Here is a 15,411-nt window from a genome sequence, read left to right as displayed (position 1 = left end):
AAGCAAGTTCTTGTACACAACGCAAACAACGCTAACAACCGTTCAAGCACGTTAAGTTCTCGTAGTTACCGAACGGATGCCGACGAGGTGACACGACTTGACTCGACTGTAGCGGGCATCATAACCAGTTTGTCTTGTTGTGTCATGTGCGGCGTAAGACGCACTACATTTAATGTAGGCGCATTCCATGCCGCATTTCAAGCGCTATTCTGTTATTTCCATAACGCGGAATGCTTTTCCTAATTTTATATTAAAAATATAAACTCAAAAAACAGTTGAGCCAGCACGTCACATTGACTAAAGTTGCGGCTAGAGTTAATCGCGCTTTCAGCGCTGAAAGAGAGGTCGTAGTGCCAGCTAAAATCATCACGGTCTTTAACCAGAAAGGCGGATGCGGCAAGACAACAGTCAGCATGCATCTTGCCGGCACGCTTGGCCTGAGAGGCGCGCGTTCCATGCTGGTGGACATGGACGAACAGGGTACCGCCACGCGCTGGGCGGCCCAGGCCAGCGACGAGCGGCCCTTTCCCGCATCAGTGATTGGCTTGGCGCCGTCGGGCGGGGCGATGCACCGCGAAGTGAGGAAATTTGTCCAGGATTACGACTACATCGTAGTGGACTGTCCTCCGGCAGTTCACTCGGCTGCGCCATCCAGCGCGCTGTTGATTTCCGATCTCGCCATTATTCCCGTGGTTCCGTCGCCTCCGGACCTGTGGGCCGCCGTGGCTGCCAAAACGCTGGCCCAGCATGCCCAGGTCCAGAACGAGACGCTCCGTATCCGGGTGATGGCCAATATGGTGCAGCGTCGTGTTTCCATTGCACGCCAGGCGATCGAGATTCTCGGTGACGATGCCGAGGTGCCCTTGATGAATGCCATGATCGGATCGCGCTCCGCCTTCCGCGAATGCCAGGCGATCGGTTGTACTGTTCACGGCGTGGCAGGGGCACGCGAGTCAGTGCAGGAAGTCGACATGATGGTCGACGAGATATTGTCTTTGATTGAGCAATAGGAATGGCCACAAAATTGAAAAGCCTCAAGGCAGGCATGCTGGCGGGAATGGCAGCCGAAAAAACGCGGGGCGACTCGCTCGACCGCTTTGCACGCGCCGAAGCGGCAATTTCGCAGCATCCCAATGGTCTGCTGCAGGCTCGCACCCGCGAGCCGAGCCCCATTTTCAGCGCTGAAAGTGACTTGCCGGAGGAGGGGGCGCGGATCCTGATGCAGGTCCCGCTGGCGCAACTCCACGACAATCCGTTCAATGCCCGTCGCATCTACGACTCGGCCGTTGTCCAGGAACGTGCGGCTTCGATTGCGACTCACGGCCAGAAGACGCCAGGGCTGGCCACGCCGGATCCTGCTCGGCCGGGGCACTACATCCTGATCGACGGGCATTACCGCAAGCGCGCGCTAGCCTCCGCTGGCAAGCTCGAGATGGAATGCTTCATCGAGAGCGACCTGAGCGAACTCGATTTCTATCGCTTGTCCTTCCTGCTCAATGAGCAACGCTCTGACCAGTCGGCGCTGGACAACGCGATCGCCTGGCGGCAACTGCTGGATGAGGGCAAGGTCCAGAAAGAGGAAGACATCTGCGAACTGACCGGGATGTCCGCCGGGACGGTAAACAAGACCCTGGCCCTGTTAAGACTGCCTGAGTCCGTCCTGGGCGTCATGCGGGAGCGCCCCAGCGCCATCGGTATCGCCACCGGATACGAACTCACGCTCTATTGCAAGATCGTCGGCGAAGACCGGACTCGCGACCTGGCCACCCGGATCATGGCCGAAGGCCTGTCGAGCCGTGAGGTCGAGGCCATTCGCAAGCATGCGCAAGAAGGGAAGGCCCGCAAGATCAAGGAGATCAGCCGTCAGTACAAGATCCGCAGCGATGGCGGCCAACTGCTGGGAACGATCAAGGAATGGGATTCAGGGCGCGTGATGCTGGACGTGCAGGTAGGCGACCGAGGCGCGCGCGAAGCGCTGGTCGAAGCCCTCAAGGCGCGCTTCGGCCTGGAGAAGACCGCCGGCTGAAAGCCGTACCCGAGCGCAGGGATGGCCGTCTCCGGCCGGTCTTCAGCCGCTCAGCCAGCCGTCGCGGCGCCGTCCCGGTCCTCAGCGCCGGTGGGGACAACGACCGGCACCGCGGCTTTTTCCCCTTGGTTCCCCAACGGTTTCGCGCGGGTTCTCCGGCCCGCGAGGTCGCGCGGGGAACGCGCCGCAAATTCTTCCTCCACGTCTTCCCGGTAGCGTTCGATGGCCTGGCTCAGGAGGGCGTGCAGCCCCCGCACCGAATAGCCCGCGCCAGGGGCGCGATCCGCCTTGCGCATCGCGCGGCCCGTGGGTGGGAGGCGGGGAGGGCCGACCATCACGATAGGCTCTGCTGCCCGGTTGTCCCAGTCAAGTCCACGATCGCGCCAGTGACGCGCCATCGCCATGCGCGTTGCCTCGCCCAGGCCATCTACACCGGCAGGCGATTCTGCGTCCGAACCCCGAAGCTGGTCGTGCGTGAAATTCGTCAGGCTGGCAAAGCCGATGTGCTGTTCCTGCAGCAATCGGACAGCAGCCTCGGCGGCACGATACCGCACGCCATCCGGGTCCCGCCCCTGCTTCGCCAGCCAGTCCAGAAACCGCGCCAGGGCTGCCTCGTCGAGCATGCTACCGACGGTCGCCGGGGCAGCCGCGCGTTGCGGCAACCTGGACCGCGCCTCGGGCTGCCAGGCGTGCGCCGAGACATGGCCCTGCGTTTGCAGCCATTCGTACAAGGCACCGAGGATGCGCGAAGCATGGAGTACGCTGCTTTCCGACAGCGGTCCCGTGAATGGACGCCAGGCAGCCGACTCCCTGGATGCGCGGGGCCCGACCCAGAGATGCACCGGCCCCGGATTACGCAAGAACACAAAAAAATCCTGCCGGTCCTGCCGATCCAGCATACCCAGTGGTTTCTTTCGCTGTACAGCAGCCCATAGCAGCAGCCGTTCGGCTTCCTTGCGATAAGCGAGCCATGTGCTCCGTTGTGCCGAATTTGCCGACAGCCAGGCGCGGACGGCAGCGAGATCGCTCCTGTGGGTGACTCTTGAGTCACTAATAGGTGGGTGATCGCACCCCGTACCTGTTTCTTCATCCCGCATCAGCTCAAAAGGCACCAACTGCCGAAGCTGCGGGCCCAGCGCCGTTTCGGCCAGGCGCCCCCGGGCACCAACATGATCGCGCAGCAGTGGCCGGCCCTGCTCGTCCTTGACCACGCCCCTATGATCGGCAAGCCAGCGGTTGATGACGGCGCCAGCCAGCGAGCCGATGCGTGGCACCGAACGCCACCATGCGTTACCGTGCCGGTTGGCAAGCTCCACCAGAATATGCAGATTGGATATCTTCTGGGCGCGCAAGCGCCGGGCCAGAGCCGGCGAGAACCACAGTTCGATACCATGATCGGCGCGCGGCTGTGCCGTGCCGAGCCGTTCCAGCTCGGCCAGCGCTTCCACGCGGCGGTCCATGCCGCGGTTGGAGCGGCCCGGACCCATCTCGAGCAATTCGGCCAGATCCTGGCGGTTATGGAGGTGAGCCAGCTGGACCATGCGGTCTCGCAAGGCTAGCAGCAGACGCAGCGCGGATTCGCCACCGGCATCGTCGTCGCTGTCGTCGGACAGGTAGCGGTCAGCCACCATCGCCGCCGGCATGCCTTGTACATAGGCCCGTACGGCGGCAAATTCGCTGCGCGTGAGGCTGAGATTCGGGGCTTTACCAGGCTGCATGGCAATGCCTGGATTGAAGGCTAACATATTGATTCATAAGGCACTTAAGCAGCTGCTGAATGCATCCGGGTATAAATGCATAGTGAAGTACAATGCCGATAATTATAGCGTGGAAGTCTGGTATACGCCGCCGCCAGAGCGCCAAAATGTACTTCCGTGCGCTGACGCACAGCGTATCGGCAGTGTTCCGGTACATACTTTCCCGGGTGTAACCTCGCTTGCATTCCCCCCATGCTGTGCCTATCCTGAGACCCAGAGTTAGATTCTTTTAACTCTGAATTAAGAAGCATCTACAGCGTAATAAGAACGCAAACGGGGCGATTCGAAAGGACTCCAAGGGACGGTCACCCAGCAGTGCAACCTGGACGGGTACGCTGCCACGGTCTGGAGTCGAGACGGATCGTATGGAAATGCAACTGCAGCATAGCGGGCATTTTCTATAGCATGTGCGGGTTGTCGCGGGGCTCGCCATGCCGTAACAAAAAAAGAGAGCGGCCATGGCCACAATCCTCTTGATCGAGCCTCACCCCCTGCTGCGCCTGGGTCTGCGCCATTTGTTGACACAGGCAGGTCTCCACGGCGACCTGGTTGATATCGACCCCGGCTCCCTGCCTTACCCTGCTGAGTGGCTTTGCCATGCGGACCTGATGATCTACGGATTGTCGCCGGAACCGGCTGCCGGCTGGCAGGAACTGGAACAGGCATGCCAGACACTGATGCCCAAGCGGGTATTGGTGTTGTCCGATCAGATTCCCTCACCCGACTTCGATGGCGCGATGCCAGGCAATGTCCGCGGCCTGCTGTCCAAGGCCTGCAGCGCCGAGATGCTGGACGCGGCGATTCGCCTGGTGCTTGCCGATGGGGAGTGTTTTCCCGCTCGCGCCCAGGCGGCTTGCGGCGACCAGGGCGCCGCGCCATGGCCGGCAGTTCAGGCAAGGCCTGCTCCCTCCTCCCTGCATAGGCAGGCGGGCAGGATCCAGCCGGTCGACGCCCATGAGCCCGGCGGCCAGGCGGCGCTGCAGAGCGCGCTCGCTGGCGCCCCCGAACTGGAGACGCCTTCCGCCGGTTCGCACCTGCTGAATATTACCGAGCGTCAGTACGAGGTGCTGGCATTGCTGGCGCGAGGCTATCCGATCAAGACCGTCAGCCGCCTGCTGAATATCTCGGTGGCCACGGCCAAGACCCACGCTTGCACGCTGTACCAGCGCCTGCACGTGCGCAACAAGGGCGAGGCGGTTTACGTGGCGCTGCAGCGCGGTGCCAAGCTGAGCTGGCCCGGGCCAGCACCGGCCACCGCGCCCGCACGTGGCGGTGCGTCGTCGCCTGTCGAACTGGTCAGCGTCTGCCAGGCTGCCTGATCATCCGTTCCGCCCTGTTGCCCGCGATGGCGCGGGGCGGTTCGACGCACCCTCGGCTTCATCCTTGGCGATACGCGGCCTCATCCGAATGCACGAGGCAGCGCACCATCGTTCTTGCTACGCTAATCGAGAAGTGCTTAACGCGGAACGCCAGACCGTGGCGCATCGCGATGCCTCCTGCCAACCCGCTGTCACCCCCAGCCGATGACAACGCTCCTGCTTGCCCACAACATGATGCTGCGCCGGGGCGTGCTGCGCCACCTGCGCGAGCTTTCCGCGCTAGCCCCCGTGATATCGCAGACGCCCGAATGGCTGCTGGAAGCCGCGCCGGCCGACGTGCCGCCGCGGCCAGTCGATTTCGCGCTGCTCGACTGCAGCGGGGCGCAGGCCGATCCGTTTCTGTTGCTCGATACACTGTGCCAGCGGCTCGCGCCGCGGCGCTGGCTGGTCCTGTGCGAATCCCCTGACCTGCTGTTCACCAGTCATGCAGCCCGGCTCGGGGCCAGCGGCTGCATGACCGTGCCCTGCACGCCGGAGCAGACGCGCGCGGCCGTGGTGCTGGTGCGCGCCGGCGGCCAGTGTTTCCCGCGCCAGGCCTTTGCCATGCCAGCCCCATCCCCCATCGGTTCAGGTGGGTCTACGGCAAGGGGATGATGCGCCGGACGACGCAGGCTCCTATGCTTGAGTCGCGCGGAGAACGAAGCCGGGGATATCAATACCGATGTGGCCGCCGCGCGCTGTAACAGGGGGTCATATGGACAACGGGCTGGACATCCTGGTCGTGCGCGGCTTCGCCGTGCCGGAGGGCCGGGGCAAGTGGGCATGCTGCTACGAAATCAGGCTGACCACCGGACGCGACGAGCCGCTGCTGTATCGCGGCGAGCTGCATGGCATGCGCTATGCCTGCGAGGCAGCCGCGATCGCCGCTGCCACCTTTGCCGGCGAGCAGGAAGCACGAAGGCATTTGGCGACAGTGAGGGAAGGCATGCTTGCACGCCATGAGTATTGCGTGATGGTCGCAGGCGAGCCGGTGCGCGAGTCCCAGCCCGAGCCGGCGGCAGGCTAGGTCGTCGACGTCGTCGGGATAGGCAAGTCAAGCAAGTCAGGCACAAGCGCCGGTCAGCAGCATTGGCGGCGCCGCAAGGCACAAAGAGGGGAGCGACGAAGCGCGCGTGTTCGGGGGACCGGAGCAATCCGGTGCGCATGCCAGTCAGGATGCGCGCACGCGTGATGCGGTCGCAGCGCATGCTGCGCCGGATCTTGAGGGCCACGGTCGAGCCGGCCGGCACAGGCGGCACGCCGTGGCTTTGTTTTTTTGCGCGCGCGGATGGGGCGCACGGCGATGGCCGCATCTCACGGCACGTCCGCCCCGCGGCGCCATTGCCGCAGGCAGCTTTGCGCTTGCGCCTCCTGGCCTGGCCGGCCCCAAAAAAAAGAGCCCGCCGACCGGGGGACCATGCGGACTCCAAAGTGGCCGGCGCGATTCCGCTCGACCGGCCACTTGTTCGACGATAGCCAAACACCGGCAGCAACTGTATCGACCAGAAGCACCATTCGCCGCATGACCCAGGCCCGGGTGCGCCGCCCTTGCACGAAGCCCGCCAGCCCAATGTGCGCTTCGTGCGGTGCCGCGGGACACGAGCCGGTATCCTGGCTGCTTCATGCTTCTGGCTGGGTTTAGGCAGGCATGCCGGCCAGTGTGGCCAGGCCTGCCTGCCGCGCAACTGTGCTATTTTTTTCGCCTGCCCGACCAAGACGGCCCTCAAGATGCCCTGGAATTTCATTACCCGATTCGGCGAGACCTCCCTGCTGCTGCCATGCGCCGTGCTGATCGCCGCGTGGCTGTTCCATGCCGGCGCCGCTGCCAGCGCACGCCGCTGGTTGATCGCATTCGGTGCGACGGCCGCGGTGGTGCTGGTCTCCAAGCTCGCCTTCCTGGGCTGGGGCATTGGCTGCGCGGCCATCAACTTCACGGGCTTTTCCGGCCACAGCATGATGTCCGCATCGGTACTGCCGGTGCTGTTTTACCTGGTCGTGCCCGCACGGCACCCGCGCCTCGCCGTCGGCGCGGGCTGTCTTGGCTTGCTGTTTGCGCTGCTGGTCGGCGTGTCGCGGCTGAAGCTGCAGGCGCATTCCGGTTCCGAAGTCCTGAGCGGGCTGGCGCTTGGCTTTGGCGCAAGCCTGACCTTCATGCTGTGGAGCGCAAGGCCGGCACGCTCCGCGCCGGCCCTGGCGGGCGCGCTGGTGCTGGTGCTGATGCTGGGCGTGCCGGCGGCCGGCGTGGCCGCGCCCACGCATCAGTGGATCGAGATGTTTGCCGCTCGGCTGGCGGGGCGCGACAAGCCGTACCAGCGCGGGCAGTGGCGCGAATGGGCCTGGCAGCGCGACGGCGCCGGCTTGCTGGCCTGCCTGCCCGAAGCGCGGCGGGAGCGCTGAGCAACCTGCATCGCCGGCACTCGCCGCAAGCCCATATGTGCGCCAGCCAACAGACCGGCGCCGTGGCGCGGCGCAACCATGTTCTGCATTGCATATCCGGCTTGCCGGACGGAGGCAGACCATGTCGAAGATCCGTGCATTCTTCGCCGAGAGGCAAGCTGCGCTGCAAATCATGTATCGCTTCGCCGATGCGGGCATCGTCGCCGTGTGCGGCGTGGCGATCGGCGAGCTGATCTTCCCGCAAGGCCTGCGCGGCGCCCCCCCGGTTCATGGCTTTATCACTGCCCTGTGTTCGGTGAGCACCTTGCTGGTGTTCCCCGCCTGCGGGCTGTACAACTCCTGGCGCGGCCGCAGCCGTACTGTGCTGGCCGCACGTACGCTTGCCGCCTGGGGGGCGGTCTGCATGCTGGGCCTGGTCACCGTGTTCCTGATGCATCAGTCGGCCGCCTTGTCGCGGCTATGGTCGATGAGCTGGCTGCTGAGCGTGGTGGTGGCACTGCTAGCCTCGCGGGTGCTGCTCTACGGCATGCTGGGCAGCGTGCGCGAGCTGGGTATCAATGCCAAGCGTGTCGTGATCCTGGGCTACGGCTCGCTTGGGCACGAAATGTACCAGCGAGTGCGCAATAACCGGGGCGCCGGCTATCGCATTGCCGGCATCTACGACGAAGGCATCGAGCAGCCGCTGCCCGCCGGCGTGACGCGGCTGGATTCGCTGCAACAGGTCTGCGCGTTCGTGCGCAGCAACAATGTGCGGGAAATCTGGCTGACCCTGCCGATGGCTGCCTGCCGTGATCTCTATGATGTGGTTTCCCACTTCCGCAACGACCTGATCGACATTCGCTGGGTGCCCGACGTCATGTCGGTCGAGCTGTTGGGCCACCGGTTCAGCGACTTCCTAGGCTTGCCGGTCATCGACCTGAACAGCCCGCCGCAGTCGGGTATCACGGGTTTGCTCAAGGCCAGTTTCGACCGCGTCTTCGCGCTGGTGGCGCTGGTGGGGCTGTCGCCCTTGCTGCTGGTGATTGCCGTGCTGGTCAAGCACTCTTCCCCGGGCCCGGTCCTGTTCCATCAGGCTCGCCTGGGCATGGACGGTCGGCCCTTCCATGTCTACAAGTTTCGTACCATGGTGCAGCATCAGGAGGCGGGCGGCCTGACGCAGGCCGTGCGCGGCGATGCGCGGGTGACGCGGCTGGGTGCCATCCTGCGCCGCACCAGCCTCGACGAGCTGCCGCAGTTCCTGAACGTGCTGCGCGGCGAGATGTCGGTGGTGGGTCCGCGCCCGCATGCGATCGAACACAACGAGATCTACAAGGAGGTCATCGATCGCTACATGCTGCGCCACCGTGTCAAGCCGGGCATTACCGGCTGGGCCCAGATCAACGGCTTGCGCGGCCAGACCGACACCGTGGAAAAGATGCGCAAGCGCATCGAGTTCGACATCTTCTATATCCGCAACTGGTCGTTCGCCCTGGACCTGCGCATCATCCTGCGCACCGCAGTGCACGGATGGACGGGACGCGAAGCCTATTGAGCCGCGGAGGAAGCTGGCTCCCGCGTTGACAAGAGCCATACGGCGTTGGTGGGCCAGCGCACCGAAACCGCGCGGCAACTGCGGCTCAATCGTCAAACACGACCATCCTCACGGAGGAGAAACTGAGATGAAGGCAACCATTCGACAAATTCTTGCCGAGGTGGCACGGCTCGATGTGTCGGTCGACGCTCTCGACGATCAGGCTGATCTCTATGAAGCGGGCTTGTCATCGCTCGCCACCGTGCATGTGATGCTGGCCATCGAGAACGCATTCAATATCGAAATCCCGGACGCCATGCTGACCCGGCAGCTCTTTCGCAGCGTCAACTCGCTGGCGGCGGCGGCCGAGCAGCTCAGACAGCAACAGGAGGCAGCATGATCCGCCCACTTGCCAGCGTGGAACTGGCGCGTCCGATGGCGGCCCATACCGATGCCGCCGCGCTGATTGCGGCGGCGCAGCTGGCCGCAGCCGAAGCGGCGCCGCACGCCGACCGGGTCGACCGCGATGCCGCATTCCCGCATGAGGCGTTTGCCGCCATCCGGCAGCACCGGCTGCTTGGCGCCATGGTGCCAGCAGCGCACGGCGGCGCCGGTGCCTCGCTCGATACGGTCGCGGCCATCTGCCGCGTGCTCGGGGCGGCCTGCTCGTCGACCGGGATGGTCTATGCCATGCACCAGATCCAGGTGGCCTGCATCGTCGAGCATGGCACGGGCAGCCCCTGGCACGAGCAATTGCTCGCGCGCATTGCCGCCGAGCAGCTGCTGCTTGCCTCGGCCACTTCGGAGGAGGCGATAGGCGGAGCGCTGCGCAATAGCGGCTGCGCGGTCAGCGTTGACAGCGATCGCTTCCATTTGCTCAAGATGGCGCCCACGATTTCCTATGGCGCGCAATCCGACGCCATCCTGGCGACCGCGCGCCGTCATGCCGATGCCTCGCCTTCGGACCAGGTCATGGTGTGCCTGCTGAAGCCCGATTTCACGCTGCAGAGCCTCAGCACGTGGGACACCATCGGCATGCGCGGCACCTGCAGCAATGGCTTTCGCCTGGAGGCGCGCGGTGCGTGCGAACAGATCCTGCCGGTAGCGTTCGGCGAGATCGCGGACGGCACCATGACCCCGGTCTCGCACATCCTCTGGTCCGCCCTGTGGACGGGCATCGCCAGCGACGCCGTGCAAAGGGCCAAGGCCTTCTTCCAGGGCCAGGCGCGTGCGCGCCCGGGCTCGCTGCCGCCCTCCGCGATGCGGGTGGCCGAGGCGGTGGCGATGGTGCAGATGATGGAGGGCCGCCTGGAGCTGGCGCTGGCGCACCAGCGCCAGCGGCATGCCGGCCTGTCGGTGTCGGCGCTGTTCTCGCTGGCGGCGGAAATGAACGGCCTCAAGACCAGCGTCTCGACGATGGCGCTCGAGGTGGTGCAGCAGGCGATGATGATCTGCGGCATGGCGGGCTACAAGCAAGGCACGCCCTACAGCCTGGGACGCCACCTGCGCGATCTCTGGTCGGCGCCGCTGATGATCAACAACGACCGGATCCTGACCAATACCGCCAGTCTGCTGCTGGCCGAGCGTTCCAGCTGAGGAGCACGACATGGATGCCAATGTTAGCGCGGATGATCGGACCGGCTCCGCGCCGGCAGCCGACACCGCTGCCAATGCCGCTGCGCCTTTCTGCAGCGATCCGCAGGCGGGCCAGCGCCGCTACCAGCAGGCGCTGATCGAGGCCGGCCTGCTGATACCGGGCGGGGTCGACGGCGTGTATGGCCGCAGCGCGGTGTTCGAGGCCATCGCCGACGGCCTGAACTTTGCCGTCACCGCGCTGGGCGCGGACCAGCATGCCGAGGTGATGCGCTTTCCACCGGCCATGTCGCGCAAGGATTTCGAAGCCAGCGAATATCTCAAGAGCTTCCCGCAGCTTGCCGGCACCGTGCACAGCTTCTGCGGCAACGATCGTGACCAGCACCGCCTGCTGGCACGGCTGGAAGCCGGCGAGGAATGGGCCGACGAGCAGCGGCCCACCCGTGTGGTGATGACCCCGGCGGCGTGCTATCCGATCTATCCGGCGCTGGCCCGGCGCGGGCCCTTGCCAGCCGGGGGCCGCGTGGTGGATGCGTTGTCCTACTGCTTCCGCCACGAACCGTCGATCGACCCTGCCCGCATGCAGATGTTTCGCCAGCGCGAATATGTGCGCCTGGGCAATGCCGGGCAGATCATCGCCTTCCGCCAGCTCTGGATGGAGCGTGGCCAGCAGCTCGCGACGGCGCTCGCGCTCCCGCACGAGGTGGAGGTGGCCAACGATCCGTTCTTCGGGCGCGGCGGCAAGATCGTGGCCGACAGCCAGCGCGAGCTCAAGCTCAAGTTCGAGCTGCTGATCCCGATCAACGACGGCGCGCCGCCCACCGCTTGCATGAGCTTTAACTACCACATGGACCATTTCGGCCATGTCTGGGATCTGCGCACCGCCGATGGCGCGCTGGCCCACACCGGTTGCGTGGGCTTTGGCATCGAGCGCCTGACGCTGGCGCTGCTGCGCCATCACGGCTTCGATGTGGCACGCTGGCCCAAGGACGTGCGCACTACCCTGGGAGGGCTGTGATGTTCGTCGACCCGCGTTCCCTGGAGCGCGGCACCCATGTGTCGCACGCCCTGCACAATGGCAACCCGGTCTGGCCGCAGACCAATTGCTATGTGGATCTGTGGATCGAGTTGCTGCACGGCTGGGCGCTCGACCCGGTGGCGGCCCTCGGGTTCACGGTGGCGCAGGATTTCGAGGGCGACCAGTTCACCTTCTTCAAGTATCCGCCCGACGATCTCGAGCGTCTGTACGGCGTGGTGGTGCAGGAACTATCGCTCTATGAATCGCTGGAAGCGCGGGTAGCGGCGCAGACCTGCCGGGGGCATGTGGTGCTGCTGGAGGTGGATGGCTTCTATCTGCCGGACAACCGTGCCACCTCGTACCGCCGCGAGCATGCCAAGACCACCATCGGCATCGATGTGATGATGCCCGATGCGCAGTCGGTGGGCTACTACCATAACGAGGGATACCACGTGGCCAGCGGCGACGACTATGCCGGCCTGTTCCGGTGCCTGCCCGTGCTGGCCGACGATGTGAACCTGCTGTTCCCCTATGCCGAGGTGGTGCGCCGCCGCTTTCCTGCGCTGGAGGGGCCCATGCTGGTGCGCGCCTCGCTTGCGCTGCTGCGCAAGCATCTGGCGCGCCGTCCGCGGCAGAATCCCATCACGGCCTTCCGCACGGCCTTCCCGGCGCACCAGGAAGCCTTGATGGCGGGTGGCGAGGAGAGCTTCCATCCCTACGCCTTCAGCGTGCTGCGCCAGCTGGGCGCCAACTTCGAGTTGCTGGCCCAGTATCTGCGCTGGCTGGTGCAACACGGCCAGCCGATGCCGGACAGCATCGCCGTGGCTTGCCAGAAAGTGGCCTCCGAGGCCATGGTGATGCAGTTCCGGCTGGTGCGCTCCATCATCGGCCGCCGTCTGGACCGCTGCCAGGATTGCCTGGACCAGCTCGAGACATCCTATGAGGCAGCGGTGCCGGCGCTGGCGAGCTATGTGGGTGAAGCCGAGTACTGAGGCTTGCCCGCCATGCATGCGCCGCTCGTGCTGACGCCCGCTCCGGGACGGCCTGCCCACCGCCGGCCGCTCGCCGGCGACTGGACCCTGCTCGAGACGCCCGCCGGCGCCGTGGCCTCGCCGGCGGCGCTGGCGGGGCGCGGCCCGTGGCTGCAGGCACAGGTGCCGGGCACCGTTGCCCAGGCCTTGCAAGCGGCGGGACAATGGCAGCCCGCGGCCCCGCGGCCCTTGCACGATCACGACTACTGGTACCGGGTCGCGCTGTCCGGCGCTGGCGCTTACCGGCTACGCCTGCACGGGCTGGCCACGGTGGCGGAAGTCTGGCTGGATCAAGCGCGCGTGCTCGACGCGCAGAACATGTTCGCTGCGCACGAAGCCGAACTCCATCTCGATGGCGCGCACGTGCTGTGCATCTGCTTCCGTTCGCTGCATCGCTGGCTGCGCGGCCAGCGTGGCCCGGTGCGCTGGAAGCCGCGCATGATCACACCGCCCTCGCTGCGCCTGGTGCGCACCACGCTGCTGGGCCACATGCCCGGCTGGTGCCCCTCCGTCCATACCATCGGGCCATGGCGCGGGGTCGACCTGCTGCCGCTGTCGGCGGATGCCAGTCCCTTGCTGAGCGCGCGCTTCGACCTGCAGGCGCGGCTCGACACGCTGGAAGGCGGGCAAGCGCGTGCGCAGCGGGATGCCGGCGGGGACGGCGCGATCCGGCTGCGCCTGCGCGATGTCGCCATGCTGCCGCCCGCGATGCCGCTCATGCTGTGCGCCGATGGCCGTGAGGTGCCGCTGGTGGCGATGGAGACCGGCGCCGCCGGCATTGTCTACGAGGGCGAACTGCGTATTTCCCGGCCGCGCTTGTGGTGGCCGCACACGCACGGGTCGCCCGAACGCTATCCCGTGCATTTGCGGCTAGGCGAAGAACGTATCGACTGCGGGCAGGTTGGCTTCCGCCGCATCGAGATCGACCGTGGCGTGGGTGGGGAAAGCAGCACCGGCGAGGCGGAGGATGGCGACGGTTTCGCGCTTCGCATCAATGGCGAACGGATCTTCTGCCGGGGCGCCTGCTGGACCAGCCACGATCTCGCCGGCCATGCCGATACGCCCGCCGAAGTGGAAAAATGGCTGGCGCTGGCACATCGCGCGGGTATGAACATGGTGCGCGTGAGCGGCGTCACCTGCTACCAGGGCGAGGCCTTCTTCGAAGCCTGCGACGCGCTCGGCCTGCTGGTCTGGCAGGACTTCATGTTCGCCAATTTCGATTACGCGGGCGCTACCGATGCCGCCGCGCGGCCGCTGGCGGCGCAGGCCGCGCGCGAGGTCAGCGAATGGCTCGCGGCACATCGCCATCACCCCAGCGTGGCGGTGCTGTGCGGCGGCAGCGAGGCCGAGCAGCAGGCCGCCATGATGGGTACGCCCGCGCAAAGCTGGCGCCAGCCCCTGTTCGACGAAATCATCCCGGCCTGCGTGGCGGCCTGGCATCCTGATGCGGTCTATGTGCGCAACTCGCCGTCCGGCGGCGCCTGGCCCTTCCAGGCCGACAGCGGCGTGACGCACTACTACGGCGTGGGCGCCTACCAGCGCTCGCTCGATGACGCGCGCCGCGCCAACGTGCGCTTTAGCTCCGAATGCCTTGCGTTCTCGAATGTGCCGTGCGCGCGCACCATGGCCGACGCCCTGCCGGTGCCGCCGGTGCACGATCCGCGCTGGAAGGCGCGCGTGCCGCGCGACGCCGGCAGCGGGTGGGATTTCGAGGACGTGCGGGATTTCTATCTGCGCGCGTTGTTCAGGGTGGACCCGGCGCGCGTGCGCTACGAGGACAGCGCGCGTTACCTGGAATTGTCCCGCGCCGTGGTGTCCGAACTGATGACCGACGTTTTCAGCGAATGGCGGCGCGCCGGCTCCACCTGCTCGGGCGGCCTCGTGTGGCAATTGCAGGACCTGCTGCCCGGAGCAGGCTGGGGCATTGTCGATGCGCTGGCGCGGCCCAAGTCGGCCTGGCACGCCTTGCGCCAGGTGTGGCAGCCGCTGCAGGTGCTGATCACCGACGAAGGGCTCAATGGCATTCATCTGCATCTGATCAACGAGAGCGCCGCGCCGCGCGCGGTACGCCTGCGGCTGCAATGCTGGCGCGACGGCGAGACCGTGCTGCTCGACGTGGCGCGGGAGCTGTGCCTGGCGCCGCGTTCCGTGTGCCGTATCGGCGGCGCGGAGCTGGCCGGCGCGTTCTTCGATTTCACCTATGCCTATCGGTTTGGGCCGCGCCTGCATGACGTCGTGTGCGCGGCCCTGACCGACCCCGGCACCGGCGCCCTGCTGAGCCAGGCCTGCTACCTACCCGACCGCGGCGCCGACGCGCTCGAGCCGCCCGAGCTGGCGGCCGAACTGGCGCGCGAAGACGGAGACTGGTGGCTCACGGTATCGACGCGGCGCTTCGCGCGCTGGGTCCATATCGACGATGTGGCCTTTCATGCCGAGTACGATTGGTTCCATCTCGCGCCGGGGAGCCGGCGGCGCGTGAAACTTCTTCCCGATGAGGGTGCGAAAGGTGGAGGCCGGGGCGCAGGCGCGGCGATGCCGGACCCTATCCCGATGGGGGAGGTGCACGCGCTCAATGCACGCCGAGCGATCGCCTACTGCGGACCATGCGCCTGAGGCGAGCCCTGAAGGTGGGTGCCGGGGGCTGCCAGGCGTCTCCCGACCGTCATCCTCGCGCGCTGGCGCTGCGGCCGCGCGCATCTCAAACCGACCGAAGGATGATCT

The 15,411-nt window shown here is 65.9% G+C and carries 13 protein-coding genes; 12 read left to right on the top strand and 1 reads right to left on the bottom strand.

Annotated elements, in window-relative coordinates; translation table 11 throughout:
- Nucleotides 1-350: 350 nt before the first annotated feature.
- Together P3W85_RS42220 and P3W85_RS42215 are read left to right on the top strand one after the other, a co-directional pair.
- Nucleotides 351-1,010 (top strand): AAA family ATPase, encoded by a 660-nt coding sequence (locus tag P3W85_RS42220; RefSeq protein WP_276269193.1) that lies wholly within the window; start codon nucleotides 351-353, stop codon nucleotides 1,008-1,010.
- 2 nt (nucleotides 1,011-1,012) lie between these two features.
- Nucleotides 1,013-2,026: a ParB/RepB/Spo0J family partition protein gene (locus P3W85_RS42215; protein WP_276269192.1), complete on the top strand. Its 1,014-nt coding sequence runs from the start codon at nucleotides 1,013-1,015 to the stop codon at nucleotides 2,024-2,026.
- A gap of 50 nt (nucleotides 2,027-2,076) precedes the next feature.
- On the opposite strand, the gene P3W85_RS42210 is transcribed toward P3W85_RS42215, so the two are convergent.
- Nucleotides 2,077-3,771: a phage integrase family protein gene (locus P3W85_RS42210; RefSeq protein WP_276269191.1), complete on the bottom strand. Its 1,695-nt coding sequence runs from the start codon at nucleotides 3,769-3,771 to the stop codon at nucleotides 2,077-2,079.
- A gap of 470 nt (nucleotides 3,772-4,241) precedes the next feature.
- On the opposite strand from P3W85_RS42210, the gene P3W85_RS42205 reads away from it, so the two are divergent.
- The 10 genes from P3W85_RS42205 (at nucleotide 4,242) to P3W85_RS42160 (ending at nucleotide 15,303) form a co-directional block, all read left to right on the top strand.
- Nucleotides 4,242-5,102, top strand: a complete 861-nt coding sequence (locus P3W85_RS42205) for a helix-turn-helix transcriptional regulator (RefSeq protein WP_017228336.1) — start codon at nucleotides 4,242-4,244, stop codon at nucleotides 5,100-5,102.
- Between the two features lie 204 nt (nucleotides 5,103-5,306).
- The gene (locus P3W85_RS42200; protein WP_017228335.1) at nucleotides 5,307-5,756 is read left to right on the top strand and encodes a response regulator transcription factor; all 450 of its coding nucleotides are present in this window, start codon (nucleotides 5,307-5,309) and stop codon (nucleotides 5,754-5,756) included.
- A gap of 100 nt (nucleotides 5,757-5,856) precedes the next feature.
- The gene (locus P3W85_RS42195) at nucleotides 5,857-6,168 is read left to right on the top strand and encodes a hypothetical protein (protein WP_276269190.1); all 312 of its coding nucleotides are present in this window, start codon (nucleotides 5,857-5,859) and stop codon (nucleotides 6,166-6,168) included.
- 701 nt (nucleotides 6,169-6,869) lie between these two features.
- Entirely contained in the window at nucleotides 6,870-7,538 is a 669-nt protein-coding gene (locus tag P3W85_RS42190; protein ID WP_276269189.1) for a phosphatase PAP2 family protein, read from the top strand.
- Nucleotides 7,539-7,659: 121 nt separating this feature from the next.
- Entirely contained in the window at nucleotides 7,660-9,069 is a 1,410-nt protein-coding gene (locus tag P3W85_RS42185) for an undecaprenyl-phosphate glucose phosphotransferase (protein ID WP_276269188.1), read from the top strand.
- A gap of 127 nt (nucleotides 9,070-9,196) precedes the next feature.
- The gene (locus tag P3W85_RS42180) at nucleotides 9,197-9,448 is read left to right on the top strand and encodes an acyl carrier protein (RefSeq protein WP_017225097.1); all 252 of its coding nucleotides are present in this window, start codon (nucleotides 9,197-9,199) and stop codon (nucleotides 9,446-9,448) included.
- Between the two features lie 35 nt (nucleotides 9,449-9,483).
- Nucleotides 9,484-10,644, top strand: a complete 1,161-nt coding sequence (locus P3W85_RS42175) for an acyl-CoA dehydrogenase family protein (RefSeq protein ID WP_051078413.1) — start codon at nucleotides 9,484-9,486, stop codon at nucleotides 10,642-10,644.
- Between the two features lie 10 nt (nucleotides 10,645-10,654).
- Entirely contained in the window at nucleotides 10,655-11,659 is a 1,005-nt protein-coding gene (locus tag P3W85_RS42170; RefSeq protein ID WP_017225095.1) for an amino acid--[acyl-carrier-protein] ligase, read from the top strand.
- Nucleotides 11,659-12,651, top strand: coding sequence for a DUF1839 family protein (locus P3W85_RS42165; RefSeq protein WP_276269187.1), 993 nt, complete (start codon nucleotides 11,659-11,661; stop codon nucleotides 12,649-12,651). The genes P3W85_RS42170 and P3W85_RS42165 overlap by 1 nt, the downstream gene beginning before the upstream one ends.
- A 12-nt stretch (nucleotides 12,652-12,663) precedes the next feature.
- Nucleotides 12,664-15,303, top strand: coding sequence for a glycosyl hydrolase 2 galactose-binding domain-containing protein (locus P3W85_RS42160; protein ID WP_276269186.1), 2,640 nt, complete (start codon nucleotides 12,664-12,666; stop codon nucleotides 15,301-15,303).
- The last annotated feature ends 108 nt before the right edge of the window (nucleotides 15,304-15,411 follow it).

Origin of the sequence: Cupriavidus basilensis (genome assembly GCF_029335485.1) — a bacterium.
In the GTDB taxonomy this organism is placed as follows: domain Bacteria; phylum Pseudomonadota; class Gammaproteobacteria; order Burkholderiales; family Burkholderiaceae; genus Cupriavidus; species Cupriavidus basilensis_E.
This window is presented reverse-complemented; position numbering and strand designations above follow the sequence as displayed.